Source organism: Achromobacter sp. RT286_PF, assembly GCF_059760425.1.
Genome location: NZ_JCBAMR010000002.1, coordinates 67,517 through 84,534, shown reverse-complemented (window position 1 = coordinate 84,534; position 17,018 = coordinate 67,517). Strand labels below are relative to the sequence as shown.

General features: G+C 65.0%; 13 protein-coding genes. 5 read left to right on the top strand and 8 right to left on the bottom strand.

From position 1 onward, the window contains the following. Positions 1–32: 32 nt before the first annotated feature. Complete coding sequence (locus AC6LJY_RS02270) at positions 33–1,010, top strand: GNAT family N-acetyltransferase (protein WP_485798788.1); 978 nt, start codon at positions 33–35, stop codon at positions 1,008–1,010. A gap of 152 nt (positions 1,011–1,162) precedes the next feature. On the opposite strand, the gene AC6LJY_RS02265 is transcribed toward AC6LJY_RS02270, so the two are convergent. The 5 genes from AC6LJY_RS02265 to AC6LJY_RS02245 are packed head-to-tail and all read right to left on the bottom strand — an operon-like array spanning position 1,163 to position 9,951. After that, positions 1,163–1,858: a pentapeptide repeat-containing protein gene (locus tag AC6LJY_RS02265; RefSeq protein ID WP_046807965.1), complete on the bottom strand. Its 696-nt coding sequence runs from the start codon at positions 1,856–1,858 to the stop codon at positions 1,163–1,165. Between the two features lie 20 nt (positions 1,859–1,878). Further along, a complete protein-coding gene (locus AC6LJY_RS02260) occupies positions 1,879–2,529 on the bottom strand; it encodes a response regulator (RefSeq protein WP_046807966.1) in 651 nt (216 codons plus the stop codon). A 55-nt stretch (positions 2,530–2,584) separates the two neighbouring features. Next, complete coding sequence (locus tag AC6LJY_RS02255) at positions 2,585–5,881, bottom strand: hybrid sensor histidine kinase/response regulator (protein WP_498135184.1); 3,297 nt, start codon at positions 5,879–5,881, stop codon at positions 2,585–2,587. A 15-nt stretch (positions 5,882–5,896) separates the two neighbouring features. After that, a complete protein-coding gene (locus tag AC6LJY_RS02250) occupies positions 5,897–7,114 on the bottom strand; it encodes an EAL domain-containing response regulator (RefSeq protein ID WP_498135327.1) in 1,218 nt (405 codons plus the stop codon). 2 nt (positions 7,115–7,116) lie between these two features. Then, positions 7,117–9,951 carry an ATP-binding protein gene (locus AC6LJY_RS02245; RefSeq protein ID WP_498135183.1) on the bottom strand — a complete coding sequence of 945 codons (2,835 nt, stop codon included), beginning with the start codon at positions 9,949–9,951 and terminating at the stop codon, positions 7,117–7,119. Between the two features lie 324 nt (positions 9,952–10,275). On the opposite strand from AC6LJY_RS02245, the gene AC6LJY_RS02240 reads away from it, so the two are divergent. Then, positions 10,276–11,085 carry a hypothetical protein gene (locus AC6LJY_RS02240; protein WP_046807908.1) on the top strand — a complete coding sequence of 270 codons (810 nt, stop codon included), beginning with the start codon at positions 10,276–10,278 and terminating at the stop codon, positions 11,083–11,085. Positions 11,086–11,110: 25 nt separating this feature from the next. Here the strand turns inward: AC6LJY_RS02240 and gvpU are convergent, their stop codons facing one another. Both gvpU and AC6LJY_RS02230 read right to left on the bottom strand, forming a co-directional pair. After that, on the bottom strand, positions 11,111–11,551 hold the full coding sequence (gene gvpU, locus AC6LJY_RS02235) for a gas vesicle accessory protein GvpU (RefSeq protein ID WP_498135182.1): 441 nt from the start codon (positions 11,549–11,551) through the stop codon (positions 11,111–11,113). Positions 11,552–11,611: 60 nt separating this feature from the next. Beyond that, a complete protein-coding gene (locus AC6LJY_RS02230) occupies positions 11,612–12,940 on the bottom strand; it encodes a ParB/Srx family N-terminal domain-containing protein (protein WP_498135181.1) in 1,329 nt (442 codons plus the stop codon). 220 nt (positions 12,941–13,160) lie between these two features. Between AC6LJY_RS02230 and AC6LJY_RS02225 the strand changes: the two genes are divergently transcribed. Continuing rightward, complete coding sequence (locus tag AC6LJY_RS02225) at positions 13,161–13,790, top strand: ankyrin repeat domain-containing protein (RefSeq protein ID WP_485858291.1); 630 nt, start codon at positions 13,161–13,163, stop codon at positions 13,788–13,790. A 165-nt stretch (positions 13,791–13,955) separates the two neighbouring features. On the opposite strand, the gene AC6LJY_RS02220 is transcribed toward AC6LJY_RS02225, so the two are convergent. Then, on the bottom strand, positions 13,956–15,062 hold the full coding sequence (locus AC6LJY_RS02220) for a porin (protein WP_314361897.1): 1,107 nt from the start codon (positions 15,060–15,062) through the stop codon (positions 13,956–13,958). A gap of 267 nt (positions 15,063–15,329) precedes the next feature. Here AC6LJY_RS02220 and AC6LJY_RS02215 point away from each other — a divergent pair, with 267 nt between their 5' ends. Together AC6LJY_RS02215 and AC6LJY_RS02210 are read left to right on the top strand one after the other, a co-directional pair. After that, positions 15,330–15,983: an NUDIX hydrolase gene (locus AC6LJY_RS02215; protein ID WP_314361896.1), complete on the top strand. Its 654-nt coding sequence runs from the start codon at positions 15,330–15,332 to the stop codon at positions 15,981–15,983. 116 nt (positions 15,984–16,099) lie between these two features. Next, on the top strand, positions 16,100–17,008 hold the full coding sequence (locus AC6LJY_RS02210) for a phosphoribosyltransferase family protein (protein WP_498135180.1): 909 nt from the start codon (positions 16,100–16,102) through the stop codon (positions 17,006–17,008). Positions 17,009–17,018 lie beyond the last annotated feature (10 nt).

The window sequence follows — 17,018 nt, the reverse complement described above, 5'->3', positions numbered from 1 at the left end:
GTTGCGAACCGCAACTTTTAAGTGGGCGCGCCATGGACCTGATCGACTTTCCCCCTCAATCCCGCGAGCAAACCATCCGCGACCTGCGCGAGTTCTCCCGCAAGCTGGTGCGCGAACTCGGCTTCATGCGCACGTCGCTGGCGGGCAGCGAGCTGGCCCCGTCCGCCGTGCACGCCATCATCGAAATCGGCTTGCAGCCGGGTATTCAGGCGCGCGATCTTGCGGTCATTCTGCGGCTGGACAAGTCCAACACCAGCCGGCAACTGGCCAAGCTGGAATCCGCCGGGCTGGTGGCCCGCGAGGTCGATAGCGCCGATGCGCGTTCGTCGAAGCTGACACTGACGGATGCCGGGCTGGCGCTGCGCGCGCGCATTGACCAATTCGCCACCGATCAGGTGTCGCACGCGCTGCGCCGGATGACGCCTGACGACCAGCAGTCCCTGATTCGTTTCATGTCGCTGTATGCGGATGCGTTGTCGCGCGAAAACCCGAACGAGGCGCCGGCCGCCTTTGCCATCGACGAGCAGATCGTCGACGGCTACGGCCCGGGTTGCATCGGCGACATCGCCAGCCTGCACGCGCGCTACTACGCACAGGCCTCGGGCTTTGGCGTCTACTTTGAACGCAAGGTGGCGACGGAGCTGGCGGCGTTTGCCGAAACCTTGCCCGATCGCGGCAAGGGCATGTGGCGGTACGCGGAAGCCGAGCCGGGCGGGCGCACGCTGGCGTCCATCGTCATCGACGGCGACATGGCGGCGGGGCAGGCGCATCTGCGTTGGTTCATCGTGGACGATGCGCTGCGCGGCATGGGCGTGGGGCGGGCGCTGTTGGCGCGCGCGCTGGCGTTTGCCGACGCGCACTACCGCGAGACGTATTTGTGGACCTTCAAGGGGCTGGACGCCGCGCGCCACCTGTACGACGCGGCGGGCTTTGTGCTGACGCACGAGCAGGAAGGCCGGCAGTGGGGCAGCGTGGTGGTGGAACAGCGCTTTGCGCGCCGCCGGCCGTGATGCGGGTGTTGCGCGGGGGGCGGGTGTTGCGGGGGGGGCCGCCGGTTTAGCTTGCCCGCTGGATCACGGCGTAGATCGCCCCTTAGATCACGCCTCAGATCGCGCCCCGGATCACGCCTTAGATCACGCCTTAGATCACGCCTTATCGCGCCTCAGATCACGCTGATGCGCAATTCCGCCAGCAACGCCGCCGCCTGCGTCTTGGAAATAGTGGCGCCTGCCAGCCGCGCGGCGGCGGTCAGGTCGATGCCGTTCAGATCCACTTCGCGCAGGTCCGCGCCTTCGAAGCGCACGTTTTTCAGGTTGGCGTTGCGCAAGCTGCCGCCATGAAAAACGGTGTCGCGAAAATCACTGCCGGCCAGATCCGCGTCGGAAAAGTCCAGCTGCATGATGTTCGATTTGCGAAACGACACGCCACGCAGCAGCGCGCCAACCAGCAGGCATTCTTCCAGGCTCCAGCCCAGGCACGCGATGCCGTCGAAGTCCGACCCGGTCAGTTTGCAGCCCTGGAAGCGGGCGGCGGCCAGGCGTGCGCGTCGCCAGTTGGCGTTGTTCAGGTCGCAATGTTGAAAGACCGCATCGCTGGCGTCCGCCGACGCAAAGTTGGCTTGGCCGCCCCGGCAGCGTAGCCACGTGGTGTCGGCCAGCGTGGCGCCCTGGAACGACGCACCGGCGATGGCGCAGCCCGTGAAGCGCGCCCCGCGCAAGTCCAGGCGGGAAAAATCAGCGTGTTGAAAATCGCAGTCTTCGAATGACAGCGGCTGGCCCGCCGCGTGATCGATCAGTGCCAGCAGGGTGTTGCGGTCCACGTCCTGGCCGGTCGTGGTGTGAAGCAGGTCTTGCGTCATGCGTGTTGTCTCGGGTTTGCCTACTGGAAGATTTCGCTTTCCACGCAGAACGCGACCAATTCCTGGTCGGTCTGCACGTTCAGCTTGCGCATGGCGGATATTTTCTGGCCGCTGACGGTCTTGACGCTGCGCTTGAGCGTTTCGGCCACCTGCATCATGGATTCCCCACGGATGAAATGGCGCAGCACCTCGAACTCTTTGGGCGACAGGCTGTTGATGCGTTCGCCGATGAATTTGCTGCGCGAATCCACCGTGCCATCGCGCTGGAATCCAGGAGGATAGTACTTGCGCCCCGCTTGCAGCGTGCGTAGCGCGGTGACAATTTCAGCCAGGTTGTCGCGCTTGAGCACCACGGCGGCAACGCCCGCGTCGTACATGGCCGAGATGATCATGGGGTTGGACACCATGGTCAGCACCACCACCTGCGTCTTGGGAAACCGCCGCGTCAGGAACTTGACCAGGCGTATGCCGTCGCCATAGGTTTCGTCGCCCGGCATGGAATAGTCAGTGATGACAACATGGGGAAGGTCGTGGGTCAGGTGGTCGACCAGCGCCGTCGGGTTGTCGAGCAGCCCGGTGACTTCAACGCTAAGATCCTTTTCCAGCAGATCCCGCATGCCTGCGAGCACCAGCGGGTGATCGTCGGCCAGGACAATTCGGAGTCGTTCCATTCTGGGGCGCCGTGGGGTGAACGTGGGGGTAATCGGGCTCATTCTGTACCAAGACTCAGACTTGAGCCAGCAGGATCCTGAGCGCTTGTGTCAGCTTGACCGTTTCCTGGAACACGGCGTCGTCACCGCCGTCGCGCCTGAGCTTGACTTCGATGGCTTGAAAATCCGATGACAGTGTTGTCATTTTGACCATCACCAACGCGCCACGCATCCGGTGCATGGTCTGCAACGCGGCGGGCACGTCGCGGCGGGCAATGGCCTGGTCCAGGTTATTCAGGTCGCTGTCCATGGTGTCCAGGAACAGGCGGCGGTACTTGGCGGGCACCAGCGGTTCGGGGGGCAAGGCGTCGGCGGGGGCTGGGGCTTCGGGGGCGTCGACGGGCGAGGGCGAGGGCGCGGGGGCGTCCGTGTCCGGTTGCACCGGCGTGATGCCGCCCAGATGGCGGCGCAGCGCGCTCAGTTCAATGGGTTTGACCAGCCACGAATTCATGCCCGCGGCCATGCAACGGGCTTCTTCATCGCGCATCGCGTTGGCGGTGACGCCGATGATGGGCTGCGCAAAGCCGCGCGTGCGCAGTTCGCCCGTCAGCTCGTAGCCGTTCATTTTGGGCATGTTGACGTCGGTCAGCAGCACGTCGTAATACGCCATGTTCCACATCGACAGCGCTTCGGCGCCGTTGCCCGCCACCGTCACGGTGCAACCCAGCTGCTCCAGCTGATGGCGCAAGGTGGCTTGGTTGATAGGGTTGTCCTCGGCGACCAGCACGCGCAGGTTCAGGGGCTCCAGCGGCGCGTTGGCGGGGGATTCAGCCGGCACCGGCGGGTCGCCGCGTAACAAGCGCGAAATGCCGAAGCCGATGCTGTCCAGGTCGTGCCCGTCAACCTGCACCGGCATGCCCGTCGCGGATTCGCGCGGGTCGCCGGCCGACAGGAAATGGCCGATCCAGTTGGCGGGGGGCGCTGCCGAGTCGCCCAGGATGTCGAGCAGCACGTCGTCGGCCTCGCCGGGGCCCAAAGGCGTCGGCGCGGGCTGGGCGGCCGCGCCCCAGCGGGTCAGCCATTGGCAGACGTTGTCGCTTAGTTCGCGATGCGGGCTGCGCACCACGACGCGGATGCCGTGCAGGTCGGGTTCGTCGATGGGTGGGCCGTCGGCCGGCTGTAGCGCCAGGTCCAGCGAGAAGCTGCTGCCCAGGCCCAGTTCGCTGGTCAGGCGGATATCGCTGTCCATCAGCTTGGCCAGGCGCGCGCAGATGGACAGCCCGATGCCCGCGCCGCGCACGGTGTGGCTGGCGCTGTCGATCTGGTAGAAGGGGCTGAAAAGCTGGGCCTGGTCTTCCTTGTCGATGCCGATGCCGGTGTCCACCACTTGCAGCGTCAGCACTTGTGCGCCGTCGGCACGCTCGGCGCCGCGCAAGCGCACGATGACATGGCCTGATTCGGTGAATTTGATGGCGTTGCTGAGCAGGTTGCTGAGGATCTGCCGGATGCGCACCGGGTCGCCGGTGACCCAGGGCGCCACCGAATCGTCCACGCTGGCAAACAGCAGCAGCCCTTTCTGACGGGCCAGTGCCGCAAATGACCGAGTGCAGCTTTCCACCAGTTCACGCGGGCGGAACAGCGTGGATTCCAGCGCCAACTGGCCGGATTCGATCTTGGTGATGTCCAGGATGTCGCTGATCAGCTGCAACAGGATCACCGACGAATTCTGGATGCGCTCAAGGTGCTGGCGCTGCTCGGCGTTCAGCTCGGTCATGCCCATCAGTTCCAACGTACCCAGCACGCCATACAGCGGCGTGCGGATCTCGTGGCTCATGGTGGCAAGAAAGGTGGATTTGGCTTCGCTGGCCTTGTCGGCGTCGCGTTTGGCCTGCGCCAGCGCGCGTTCGATTTCCGCTCGCGCGCTGATGTCCGCAAAGGCGCACAGCACCACGTCCTGCTTTTTGTAGCGCGTGGGCGAATAGGCCACGTACAGCGGCCGGCCGTCGTCGGCGTGAAAGGTTTCGATATTGCCGGGCTGGGACGCGTTGAGCACCTGGTCCAGCAAGGGGCGGGCGGCGGGCGAATCGCGCAGGCCCTGGCCGGTGGCCGCGCCCAGCCATTCCAGCGCCAGGCTGTTGGCGAACAGCACGTCGCCATTGGCGCGCGCCAGCACGCATAGGGCGATGGGCGCCGTCTGGATCAGCGTGCGGTTGAATTCCTCGCTTTCGGCGATGTCGCGGTGGGCGCTTTGCGCCGGCTCGATCACGCGCCGCGTGTACCAGCGCTGATAACCGATGCCGCCCGCCAGGCTCAACAGCAACATCAGCGCGGCGCTGACGGGCAGCCACAGGTTGTCTTCGAAGAAATTGCGGTAGGTGACGCGGTAGCGCGCCGTCCAGATGCCGGTCGGGTCCGACACTTGCAGGATCAGCCCGCCCGCCGTGGCGCGCAGGCCGCTGTGCTCGACGTTGGGCACCGGGCCGTCGCCGATCATCAGGCCGATGTCCCGATGCGACAGCCAGAACCCGTCGTATTGGATAGACGGCAGCGCGCGATCGTAGATGTTGATGCGGCGCCGGCTGAACAGGGTGGCCACATACAGGTCGGGCTGCCCGCCCGCGCGGTTGGCCCAGGCCGAACCGGTCAGGCCCGCCGGCATGATGCCCACCATGCGGTCAGGCAGCCCGGCCGGCGGAAACCAGCGAATTTCGGCGTGTGCCGTGCCCACGCCGGAGGCCGGCGCGTTCAAGGTTGCGGATGCCTGGTCGTCCCCGCCCTTGGCAAGCTGCGTGCGGACGGCGTCGTTGACCAGCAGCAGGGTGTCTTCGACCAGCGGTTCGCCGTAGCCCGGCTTGACGTTGATGGCGGGCACGGCGACGCCCACGCTGTCGGTGCGGTTGACGAGAAACGCCGCGGCGGCCGGAAAGTACGAGTTGGCCCAGAACGTGCTGTAGAAGTCCGCGAAGTAGCCCGCTGCCGCGGGCACCGGGCTGTCGGCCACCGGACATTCGGCGGGATAGGCGCAAAACAGCGAAAAGGGCATGGCGACCAGCGCGTGCTGGCCGCGATAGACGCGCATGCCAGGTCGGGTGGAATCCAAGGGCGTGGACAACTCGGTGTTGTCGACCGGCGGCCGGCCATCAAGGCGTTGGCTTTCTTTGCTGAACTGCTTCAGGAACAGCTCTTGTTCGTGGATGTAGCCCACCAGCACGGCGAAGTCCATCAAGAGGCGGTCTTCTTCTTGCTTGATGATGCGCTGGGCGCCCCACAGCAGGGCGCCGATCAAGATAAGGGCAATGGGCAGGATGCCGAACAGCGCGATATTCAGCCGTCGTGAAGTGCGTGCAATCCTGCTAAACGGCGTTTCCTGCATACGCGGGTAAGAGTCCTAAAGCGGGTGAGTGGCATACGGCCTGGGCTCGTCCGCCAGCAGATCGGTGAAGTCATGGGCGTTGACGGCGGCGGATATCAGGAAGCCTTGGGCGAAATCACAGCCGATTTCGCGTAAAAACTCCAGGTCTTTCGTGCTTTCGACGCCTTCGGCGGTAACTTGCAGGCCTAATTGGCGGCCCAATTGCACCGAAGAGAGCAAGGCGGCGGCCCGCACATGGTCTTGTGCGGCGCCGTTGACAAAGGCGCGGTCGATCTTCAGTTCGGTGAACGGCGTGGAAATCAAGGTGTACATCGAGTTGTAGCCTTTGCCGAAGTCATCCTGCGCCAGACCGAAACCTTTCAGGCGCAACCGGCTGGCGCCCATATAGTAGTGGCCCGGGATCGAGGTGGTTTCGTCTTCCAGCAGTTCGAACGTCACGTCTTCGAACGGCACACCCCGATCCGCGACCAGATTGTAAAGCTGGTCGGGCAAGTCCGGTTCGTCCAGCAGCCGGGTAGGCAAATTGACGGAAATCGGCATCCGGAAGCCCAGGTCCCGCCACCCGATATAGGCCGTCAAGGCGTCGTCCAGCATCCGGATAAGCAGGGCGTGGTCCAGGCCGTGATGCCGCACCGCGCCCAGAAACGACGCGGGCAACATGAAGCCGAATTCCTGGTGATGCCATCGCGCCAGCGCCTCGGCGCCGACGATGTTGCCGGTGGCCAGCGCTTTCTTGGGCTGGAACCACGCCTGAATCTGGCCGCCGGCCAAGGCCTTTTCCAGCGTGCGCCGGTCGAATAGCGGGGCGGGTGGCGCGCACAGCGTAGGCGACGCTACGCCGCCCTGTTGCGGGTTGCGCAGCCGCTTGGCCAAGGCCAGCGCGTGTTCGCGCGTGACGGGCTTGGTATAGGCCGCAATCACCGACAGGCCCTTTTCCTTGGCCATCAGGCTGACGCTGTTCATGATGCGGCGCGAGCAGGCGGTGGTGATGGCCAGCATCGGGTTGCATTGCAGGCGAGCCAGCTCATGGATGAACTGCACGCCATCCATGCCGGGCATGTTCAGGTCCATCAACACCAACTGGTAAGAATGCGTCCGAAATTTCTCCAGGGCCTCTTGCGCCGAATTCGCCATGTCCACATGGTCGAAGCCGGCCTCAAGGAACAGGCCACGCATTTGCGCGCATTGGAAAGCATGGTCGTCCAGGACCAAGACCTTGTACACGGATAACATCGTCAACTCCGGAGTTCTTTAACCGATTGCAGCGTTTGGCGCAGGACCGTCAGCGGCAGCGGCTTGACCAGCAGGCTGGTCATGCCGGCATTGATGCCGCGACGCTGCTCGTCGGGAAACGCGTTGGCCGTGACCCCAAGCACGGGCTTGTCAAAGCCGCGCTTGCGCAGAATGCGGGTTAGCTCGTAGCCGTCGACCAGCGGCATGTTCAGGTCGGTCAAGACGGCGTCAAACGTCATCAGGTCGGGCAGGTTCAGCGCTTCCTGGCCGTTGCCGGCCAGCACTACCGTGCAGCCCATGTGCTCAAGTTGTTCGCGCAGGATCAATTGGCTGATGGGGTTGTCTTCCGTGACCAGTATCCGCAGGCCCAGGACTTCAAGCGGCGCCTTGGGATCGAAAGCGGTGCTGCGCGCCGCGCCACCTTGCGCCAGACGCACCGCATGGTTGAAGCTGCCCAGGCTGTAGGCGCTGGCGAACCAGTTGCGGTGGCTGTCTTCCACGCGGGGGCGCAGGCCGGGCGGATGCAAAATGACCTGCGGCCCGATCCAGTTACCGATCTTTTGCGCGTGCGGCCACGCTTGCACCAGCACTGCCGGCTCGCCCGACGTGACGCCGCCGGCGGGGTAGGGCAGGCCGACCGCGCCCCAGCGACGCAGCCAGTCGCACAGGTTATGAACGATTTCGGGTACGGCGCCCTGGACGTAGACCAGCGTGCCCGCGAGCTCGGGCGACGGCGCGTCCAGCGCCTCGGGTGCAAGCGGCAGCCGGATTTCAAAGGTAATGCTGGTGCCCAGGCCGGGTTCGCTGACGGCGTTAAGGCGGCCGTTCATCATGTCCGACAGGCTGCGGCAGATGGACAGGCCCAGCCCCGTGCCCGGCAACGTGACGCAGTTGTCGGCGTCCACCTGGTAGTAGGGTTCGAACAGCCGCGCCTGGTGTTCGGGGGCGATGCCCGCGCCGGTGTCGGCGATCTGAAAGCACAGGTCGACGCTGTCGCGGGTGCGGCTGTTGACCTTCAGGCGCAGGACGATTTGCCCGGAATCCGTGAACTTGATCGCATTATTGGCAAGATTGTCGAGAATCTGGCGGATGCGCGTGGCATCGCCGATGACGGCGGCGGGGGTGTCCGGGTCAGCCACGGCATAGCTGCGCACGCCCTTGGCATGCGCGCGCGCCGCGAAGCTGGCCACGACGTTGTTCAAGAGTTCAACGGGAGAAAAAGGCGCGCGTTCCAGCACAGTGTGGCCAGCCTCGATGCGGGAAAGGTCCAGCGTGTCGTTGATGGTACGCAGCAGCGTGGCCGACGATTGCTGGATGGTTTCCAGGTACTGCGCCTGCTGGCCACTGACGCGGGTCAATGAAACCAGTTCCAGCGTGCCAAGAATGCCGTAGAGCGGGGTGCGGATTTCGTGGCTCATCGTGGTCAGGAAGACCGTCTTGGCCTGGTTGGCGGCTTCGGCGTCGCGCTTGGCTTGCAGCAAGGAATGTTCAATGCGCTTTAAGGCAGAAATGTCGCTGATGCCGCACAGGACCACCGCTTCGCCCCGGTACGTGGTGGGCGCAAAGCTGAGATAGGCGGTGCGGCCATCGTTCAGCCGATGTTCGCGGCCGGCTTCATCGCCCTGCGCGGACAGGATTTCGGTGCGCCAGCCCGGTGTGCCCTGGAACCAGCGGCGCGCCATGTCGTTGGACAACACCACCGCGCGATCCGAACGCCGCAGCAGGCATAGCCCCACCGGCGCCACTTCGATCAGCTTGCGGTTAAGCGACACGCTATCGGCCAGGGCTTCGTATTGGCGCAACGCGGGCAGCACCAGGCGCCGGCGGATATAGCGCACGCGCAGGATCACGGTAATGATCAGCAGCAGCGAGGCAATGGCGGCCGTCTGAAAGGCAATGGCGTTGTCGCGCAGCACGTGGCGCATGGGGGCGTAGTAAACCAGGCGCCACCCGTCATCGCCCACGGATTTGCTCAGCACCAGGTATTCGGGCAGCCAGCCCTGGCCTTGCAGGCCGAAGGCATCTTCGCGGGTGGTATGCGGCAAGGCCTGGCTGGTGGCGCCCGCGCCGGCACTGCGCAGCACCGGCCGGCTCAGTTCGTCGAACAGCACGTAGTCGCCCGCGCCGATGCGCGGCGCGTTCACGGCCGAATCCACGCCATGGACTTCCAGGCCGATCCAGGCGGCCTCGGGGTGTACCGCATCAAGCGGCGTGAACAGGAACAGGCGCTTGACCGTGTCCTGCGGCGGATGCAGCCAGACGATGGGCGGCAGGCCGTTGGTGGGCGCCCGGGTCTGCACGTCGGCCAGCGTCAACGCCAGCCACTGCTGGATGGACGCGGGAATGGCCGGTGTGCCCGGCTGGTCGTGCGAGGCGATGGGCACCGTGCTGGCGTGGCGCACCGCGCTGTAGACGATGCGCGTGTTGGCCTGTGCCACGCGGCGCAGGTCGCGCGGGGTCAGGACCAGCGCCCAATCGTAGGCGTCCGGGCCTTCTTGAAGCGGCAGCACTTCGATCTGCCCCGTCTTGCCGAAATGCGACGGGGTCTTGCTGATGGGTTCTTGGTTGGTGTTGCGCACCGCCGACGCGGATATCGAGCGCAGCAGGGATTCGCGCTGGGCGAAAAAATGCTGGGCTTCGTAGGCGGCGGCGTTCATGTGGCGCCGGTAGTTGGACACCACGTTGCTGAACGCCCAGTACAGGTACAGGGTAGCGCCCGCCGCGATACAGACGAGCAGCGCCACTGCAAGAAAGTGCAGTAACAGCGAGGCGGCGCGCGGCGCGGCAAGGGGTTCTAGGGCGGGAGCGCCATGGTCTTCTACCAGCATTTGACGCATGGTAGAAACACCTGCTTACCCAGTGAATAAGAAGAATCTCAAAGTGGGGGGCGCAAAAAAAAGGGAAGAAAGGGGGAAGAAAAGGGCCGAAGCAGAAGGCCCTTTGGTATGCGCCGCGCAATCCCGGAATTTGAGAAATTTCTTGTTCTTTTACCTGGCAGCGTTGGGCACTATCTGTGGGATTCCGACTTCGCCAAGAAGCTGCCTACCGGCGCATTTTCACACCGGCGGCATGCCTCAGCACGGCGCTTAGACGTTAATCGAGAACAGCATGATATTGACCCGGCTCTGCCCCCCCGCGCACCCCATCGTTCGGGTCTTGCCATGAAAGACGACGCCCGTTCCTGGGCTCTGTCCGAAGAGTCCGTCGTGCTGCGCTTCCAGCCCGTGTTCACGGCACAGGGGCAAGTCCACGAATACGCAGTGATGGGCCGCTGCCGGCCGTCACCCTGGAGCAGCCTGAACCCCGTGGGCCTGGGCGCCAGCCTGATGGCCGGCGTGGCGTTCTTCAAGAAATTCAAAACCCCAATCGAATTGTCATTCGAACACGCGCTTGATGTGCGTGGCCATGGCGATCTGGCCGAACGCCTGTGCTCCGAATTGGGCATCGGCGTGCTGGAAAACGCCATCTGGGTCAACAAGTACGCGCGCTACGACGATGCCGCGCCCCTCTTGATGCCGGCAAAGCGCATCACCTTCACCCTGCCATTGACCGACCGCCTGTCGGACCACGCCGATGTGCTGTCGCGGTATCCGGAATTCCAGGCGCGGCTGCGCGCGCGATTGCTTCCCGCCGTCTTGCGCGGCAAGGACACCGGCCATGGCGCCTTGCGCGCCGACGGCCTGCATGTGCAGGTGCCGCTGGGCCTGTCCGAAAACCGCACCTTGCAGGGCCGCTTCTTCACCTTGATGGAGCGCGCCTGGTGCGCCAACCTGCAAGTGGTGGCGGGCGGCGTGGAAGACATCCGCGACTTTGCGTGGATGCGCCTGCACAGCGATCTTCTGTTTCGCGGGGCGGCCTTATCCGCCCCGCTCAGCGCCGAATGCCTGGGCATCTGGCTAGACGCCGACAGCAACGCGTGGCGCTCATTCAATGCATCCACCACGCGCTTCGCCGGCGTGGCGGAAAGCTAGCGTAGTTGTCAGCTTAGTTGCTGGCTTAGTTGCCGGTTTCGGATTGCAGGCGGCCCAGGATAAACCCATCCACCGAACTCGTCCGGCCGCGCCACAGCGTGGGCTGCCCGGCAATGGGCGTGCCGTCGGCCGTGAAGAACAGCGCGTCGGTCAGGTGGATGTAGTTGGGCAGCGGGTCGGCCGGCTGCGGCACGCGGAACACATCCCCGAGTTCGGCCAGCGACCGGTGCACCGCATCACGGGCGTCGGCATCCAGCATGTCGAGCGAACCCGTGAAGCTGGCGGCGAACCGGTCGAAATATTCCGCGCCCGACACGATGGACCCCGACACCAGCATGCCGCCCATTTGCAGCGTCACACCAATGCTTTCAAGCTGGCCGCCGTTGTTGACCAGGTTGACCAAAAATTGCAGGAAGGCGTCGGCGTGGGGGGCCGTGTTGGTGCTGGTGGTGGGCTCGTTGGACATAACGGGGTCTCGGAAAGGTCGTAGAAGACGCACAAGATACTCGAATCGCGCAAAAAAAGCCTACCAGCCCCAGCACGTGCCGGCCGCCGGTTTGCCGCAATTGCGGTAATTCACCGCAAACCACAGCTTGCCGGCGTTGCGCGGCGAGCCGTCGGTCTTGACGTCTACGCGCGGCAGTTCTTCCAGCGTGTCGCGTTGGCTCTTGATGGAGACGCCCGCGGCCACGTTGGCGGCCAAGGGGATGCGCCCCAGCGTCTGCGCCTGCCGGTCGTCGAACACAATATCGGTGTCGGCCAGCGCGCCCATTTTCAACGAGGCGTCGCGAACGGCGGCAGCATAGCTGTCGTTGGCGCCGCCGGGAACCAGCGTCGAATTCAGCGTGCTGACCGCCAGGATCTGCGCGGGCGTGGCGGGCGCGGCCATCTTGTATTGGTCCAGCGCCGGCAGTTGCCCGGCCGCCACCTGGCGACGCAGCCAGTCGCCCCACAGAAATTCCGCGAACTCGGGCAGGTTGCCGTTCTGGTAGGCGATGTCGCGGGTGAAGTACACCAGCGAGCGATAGCGGTCTTCCTGCATGCCGCCGGCTTCGTCGGCGCTGGCCAGACCCAGGCGGCTGGGTAATTGGTCGACGGTGATGGGCTGGTTCTGGCCATCGCGCAGCCACGCCCGGCGTTCGTCGACCATGCGTTGCCAGAATGCGGCGGCGGTCGGCAGGCTGCTGTAGTTGGCATCCACCTTGACCCAGACCGGCAGCTTCGGGCCGCCATCGAATATCTCGCGCAACGACGAGAACGTGTGATGGCCGTCGGTCAGGTACAGGTTGCCGTCCCAGCCCACCACCACGGTTTTCAGGTTTTCCGGATGCGTGCCCGGCGCGTCCTGGCACGCGAAAGTGGCGGGCTGATCCAGCCGCGCGGCGCGGGCCGCAGCCAGGTCGGCAAATTTTTCGGCGCGTTCCACACCGCCCATGTCCTCGCAGTAGTCGTCAAACTTTTTGCCGACGGTGCGATCCAGGTAGTCCAGCTGGCGGGCGTCGTCGCCGGCCCACGAGCGGTTGAAGTCGCCTTGCCAACGGCCCAGCTTGTAGTAGATCTGGTCGTAGCCGATGGCAGCCTGCGTAGGGCGCAGGGCGTCGATGGTGACCTGGATGACGTCGCCGGCCTTGGCGTTCAGGTAGGCGGTGTTGCGCGCGGGGACGTCGGGGTCCGGGGTGGGGTCGACGGCGGGCGCCGGGTCGACAGCGGGCGGCGCGCTGACGATGGGCGAGGCGGGCGCGTCGTCGTTGTCGTCGCTGCCGTTGCAAGCGGCCAGGGCCAGCGGCAGCAATGCCATGGGCAGCAGGCGCGCAAGGGGTTTCAGGGGCAGGCGGGAAGCAAAGTCGAGGGTCATGGGCGGGCCGTATTGCGGCGATCTAAAGGTATCCAATCATGACGGCGGCGTGTTTCCCCCGTATTGCACCGGCCATGACACGCCATCGATTTCCCATTCGCCAGGGGCTTGTCCATAATCGGTCCTCGATTCAGACGGGAGGATACCGGCAATGGCAACGATCAAACACTGGCGGGCCTGTTTCGTATTGGCGCTAAGCACGTTGGGCGCCGTTGGGGCGATGGGCGCGGCCAGCGGCGAGGCGCGCGCCGCGGTGGACCCGACGGCGCAATTGCGCGAGGCCGCCGCCTTGGGCCAGGCAGCGCGCGTGCGGGAATTGTTGGACCAGGGCGTGCCGCCGGACGGGCGCGACGCGCAAGGCAACACGGCGTTGCTGCGCGCCACGCAGGGCAACCACGTGGAGGCGGCGCGCGTGCTGATCGAAGCCGGCGCGGACGTGAACGCGCAAAACGGCATGCAGGACAGCGCCTACCTGCTGGCGGGCGCGCAAGGCTATCGGGAAATTCTTGAACTGACTTTGCGCCACGGCGCGGACTTGCAAAGCACCAACCGCTACGGCGGCACCGCGTTGATTCCTGCCTGCGAACGCGGCCATGTGGAAGTGGTCAGGACGCTGCTACAAGCGGGCGCCAAGCCCGATCACGTCAATCGGCTGGGATGGACGGGCCTGCTGGAAGCCATCATTCTGGGTGACGGCGGCCCCCGGCATCAGGCGATCGTGGCCATGCTGATCGGGGCGGGCGCCGACGTGAACCTGGCGGATCGGGAGGGCGTGACGCCGTTGCGGCACGCGCGTCAGAAGGGGCAGGCCGAAATCATTGCCCAGCTGGAACGCGCGGGGGCGCGATAGGCGGATGAAGCGCCGGGCGGCGCGGCAGGCGAAACGCAGGCAGCGCCTGCCAGGCCAAAGCAAAAAGCGGGGCGCGTCCCATCGGACTCGCCCCGCTTTTTATCGGGCTGGCGAACTGGCGTGTTATCGCGCTATCGCCTGTCGCCCGGCCGCGTCATGCGTGCCTTAGAACTGATGGCGCACGCCCACGCCGGCGGCCGTGCTCTTAAGGCCGTCGATGAACGCGTAGTCGGTGCCGTACGAACCATAGGCATACAGGTTGGTGCGCTTGGACAGGTCGTAGGTGTAGCCCACGCTGTACACGTTCATGTTGGCGTCGCCGCCGGTCAGCTTGTCGTTGGACGGGGCCACGTGCTGCCACGAGGCAAACACGCTGCTGGCGCCGCCCACGGGCAGGGTCGCGCCCAGCATGTAGGCGTTGGCCTTGAAGCCGTTGACGAAGCGGTTGGTGCCGAATTCATCGCTGAACGGGGTGTCGGCCGGCAGGTCCTGGCCGACGAACCAGCCGTCGGTGGTGCGGCCATAGGCGGCGGCCAGCTTCACCACTTCCAGGTCGTACGACACGCCCAACGCGTATTGGCGCGGCGTGGCGTTGCTGTCGATGTTGCCACGGTTCGAGCCGTTCAACTGGTCGTACGTCAGCGCCACGTTCAGCGGGCCCTGCACGTAGCGCAGGCCGGCCGTGATGCCGCGCGTGTTGTCGGCGGTGCGGAAACCGGTCTGGTCGGCGGTGGTGTCGTCAGCGTTGAACGAATAGCCGATGCCGAATTCAAAGCCGTTCACCGACGGGGTGCGGTACATGACCATGTTGTCCCAGCGCATGGTGTTGGCGGCGCTGAAACCCAGGCCCAGGTTCGACTGGGTGTAGCTGGTGTAGAAGGGGTCGATGTCGGCCAGGTAGTTCGAGCCGATCGTGGCTTGGCGGCCGAAGTCCAGCTGGCCCCAGGCGTCGTTGGCCAGGCCGATGGTGGCTTGGCGGCCGAACAGGCGGCCGGACTGGCCGCGTTGGCCATTGGCGGAATCAAAGCCGCTTTCCAGCTTGAACACGGCGCGCAGGCCGTCGCCCAGATCTTCGGATCCGCGCACGCCCCAACGGGAGCCGGCCTGGATGCCGTTGATCATGCCAAGCTTGCTACCGCTGTAGCCGTCGCCCTTGATCTTGTTGTAGCCAATGCCGGTGTCGATGACACCATAGAGGGTGACTGACGGTTCTGCCTGTGCAATGCCTGTGAAAGCGGTCAGCATCGCAGCGGCGAGCAGCGTCTTTTTCATCCGGGAATCTCCTGGGATTTTTGAGGGGAAAAAACAAAGGGAACACCACGCCAGGCATCAAACCAAGCGGTGTTCCCGGGCGCAAGTGTAGAACATTTACGCTATTTACCTTTGATTGCCTGGGATGTTCCGGCTATTTCGTCTAATCGGGCGGCCCTGCTGGCGGCTCATACTGCGGCCTGATGCTGGCGCCTATGTCGCCCGCCGATTGACCGCGCGCCGTCATAGTGGCATCTTGCCCCGAAGCCTTGATCTGGAAACTGCCCCGTGGACTATCCACAGCCCCTTGTGACCGTTGACGCCGTCCTGCTGACATTGCGGGCCGGCGGCCTTGAAATTGCCCTGCACCAGCGCGACCGCGCGCCCTTCAAGGGCGCCATGGCGCTGCCGGGCGGCGTGGTGCATGCGGACGAAGACGACAGCACCGAAGCGAGCATCCGCCGGGTCCTGCGCGAAAAAACCGGCTTTGAACCGCGTTACCTGGAACAGCTACAGGTGTTCTCAGGCCCCCAGCGTGACCCCCGCCAGTGGTCCTTGTCCGTGTCATACGTGGCCTTGGTGCCGGTGGCCGAACTGGAAGCGGCGGCGGGGCAGGGCCTGCGCTTTGTCAGCGTGGACGCGTTGCCCGCGCTGGCGTTCGACCACGCCGCCATCGTGGCCGCCGCCGTGGCCCGCCTGCGCGGCAAATCCAGCTACTCGACCTTGCCCTTCTTCCTGCTGCCGGAACGCTTCACCCTGACCGAGCTCCAGCACACCTACGAAGCCATCTTGCAGACGCGGCTGGAAAAATCGAACTTCCGCAGGAAGATGGACGCCTGGGGTGTACTGGAACCGACGGGCGATTTCGTCACCGGGGCGCAGCGCCCCGCGCGCCTGTACCGCCTGAAAGACTTCGCCCTGTTCGACCGCACAGTCGGATGACCCTGCACGCCAACACCCGCCACGCAACGCGGACTTTCAACGACATAGTTGCAAGATAACAATAAGTGCGCATATACTTGCCTCACTTAGTTTTGAAACGCCACTAAGGGCCGATCATGTTCACCATCACTGCCGTAGTAGAAGGACAACGCCAAACCGAAACGCCGACCGCGTTCGTGTTTCCCGGCGGCGAAAGCCAGGTCACGGTGCCCGCCGGCTTGCGCGCGGCGGCCGAGGCCGCCACCGAGTTCCGTATCCACGCGCTGCTCAAGTCCGCCAATGACGTCATGCAGCTGCTGATGCTGACCGACGCCTTGCGCCGCCTGAATCCCGCCGTGCCGGTGCATCTGGACATGCCTTACGTGCCCTATGCCCGGCAAGACCGGGTGTGCAATCCGGGCGAGGCCCTGGGCGCGGCCGTCTTCTGCAAGCTGATCAACGACCAGCAATACGCCACCGTCACCATCACCGAACCGCACAGCGACGTTACCCCCGCGCTGTTGCAGCGGGTGCGCGTGGTGGACGCCGCCGCGTTTGTCGGCCGGACGCTGGCGGCACCGGCCTTTGCCAACGGCGTGACGTTGATGGCGCCCGACGCCGGCGCCCGCAAGCGGGTGCAGGCCCTGGCCAAGAAGCTGGGCGTGGCCGACGTGCGCTACGCCGAAAAAGTGCGCGACCCGCAAACGGGCCGCATCACCGAAACCCGCGTGCCCGACGACATTCCCGACCAGCCCATCCTGGTGGTGGACGACATCTGCGACGGCGGCCGCACCTTTCTGGAACTGGCGCTGGCGCTTGCCGACAAGACGCGCCAGCCGCTTTACCTGTACGTCACGCATGGCATCTTCAGCCATGGCTTGACGGCTTTGAATGAACGCTATGCCGGCGTGTTCACCGCCTACGACTGGACGTTGACCGATGGCGACGGCGCCCCGGTCTGCGTAGGCCCGGACCGCCCAACGCCTGCATCGCCGTCTTTGGCGCCCAACCCCCAGGCGTGCGCCATCCCCGCGCTTGTGAACTAAGAAGGAAACT

Bases quoted from the DNA above. Each gene is read 5' to 3' on its own strand.
- AC6LJY_RS02270 (WP_485798788.1), top strand. From the start codon at position 33: ATGGACCTGATCGACTTTCCCCCTCAATCCCGCGAGCAAACCATCCGC.
- AC6LJY_RS02265 (WP_046807965.1), bottom strand. From the start codon at position 1,858: ATGACGCAAGACCTGCTTCACACCACGACCGGCCAGGACGTGGACCGC.
- AC6LJY_RS02260 (WP_046807966.1), bottom strand. From the start codon at position 2,529: ATGGAACGACTCCGAATTGTCCTGGCCGACGATCACCCGCTGGTGCTC.
- AC6LJY_RS02255 (WP_498135184.1), bottom strand. From the start codon at position 5,881: ATGCAGGAAACGCCGTTTAGCAGGATTGCACGCACTTCACGACGGCTG.
- AC6LJY_RS02250 (WP_498135327.1), bottom strand. From the start codon at position 7,114: ATGTTATCCGTGTACAAGGTCTTGGTCCTGGACGACCATGCTTTCCAA.
- AC6LJY_RS02245 (WP_498135183.1), bottom strand. From the start codon at position 9,951: ATGCGTCAAATGCTGGTAGAAGACCATGGCGCTCCCGCCCTAGAACCC.
- AC6LJY_RS02240 (WP_046807908.1), top strand. From the start codon at position 10,276: ATGAAAGACGACGCCCGTTCCTGGGCTCTGTCCGAAGAGTCCGTCGTG.
- gvpU (WP_498135182.1), bottom strand. From the start codon at position 11,551: ATGTCCAACGAGCCCACCACCAGCACCAACACGGCCCCCCACGCCGAC.
- AC6LJY_RS02230 (WP_498135181.1), bottom strand. From the start codon at position 12,940: ATGACCCTCGACTTTGCTTCCCGCCTGCCCCTGAAACCCCTTGCGCGC.
- AC6LJY_RS02225 (WP_485858291.1), top strand. From the start codon at position 13,161: ATGGGCGCGGCCAGCGGCGAGGCGCGCGCCGCGGTGGACCCGACGGCG.
- AC6LJY_RS02220 (WP_314361897.1), bottom strand. From the start codon at position 15,062: ATGAAAAAGACGCTGCTCGCCGCTGCGATGCTGACCGCTTTCACAGGC.
- AC6LJY_RS02210 (WP_498135180.1), top strand. From the start codon at position 16,100: ATGTTCACCATCACTGCCGTAGTAGAAGGACAACGCCAAACCGAAACG.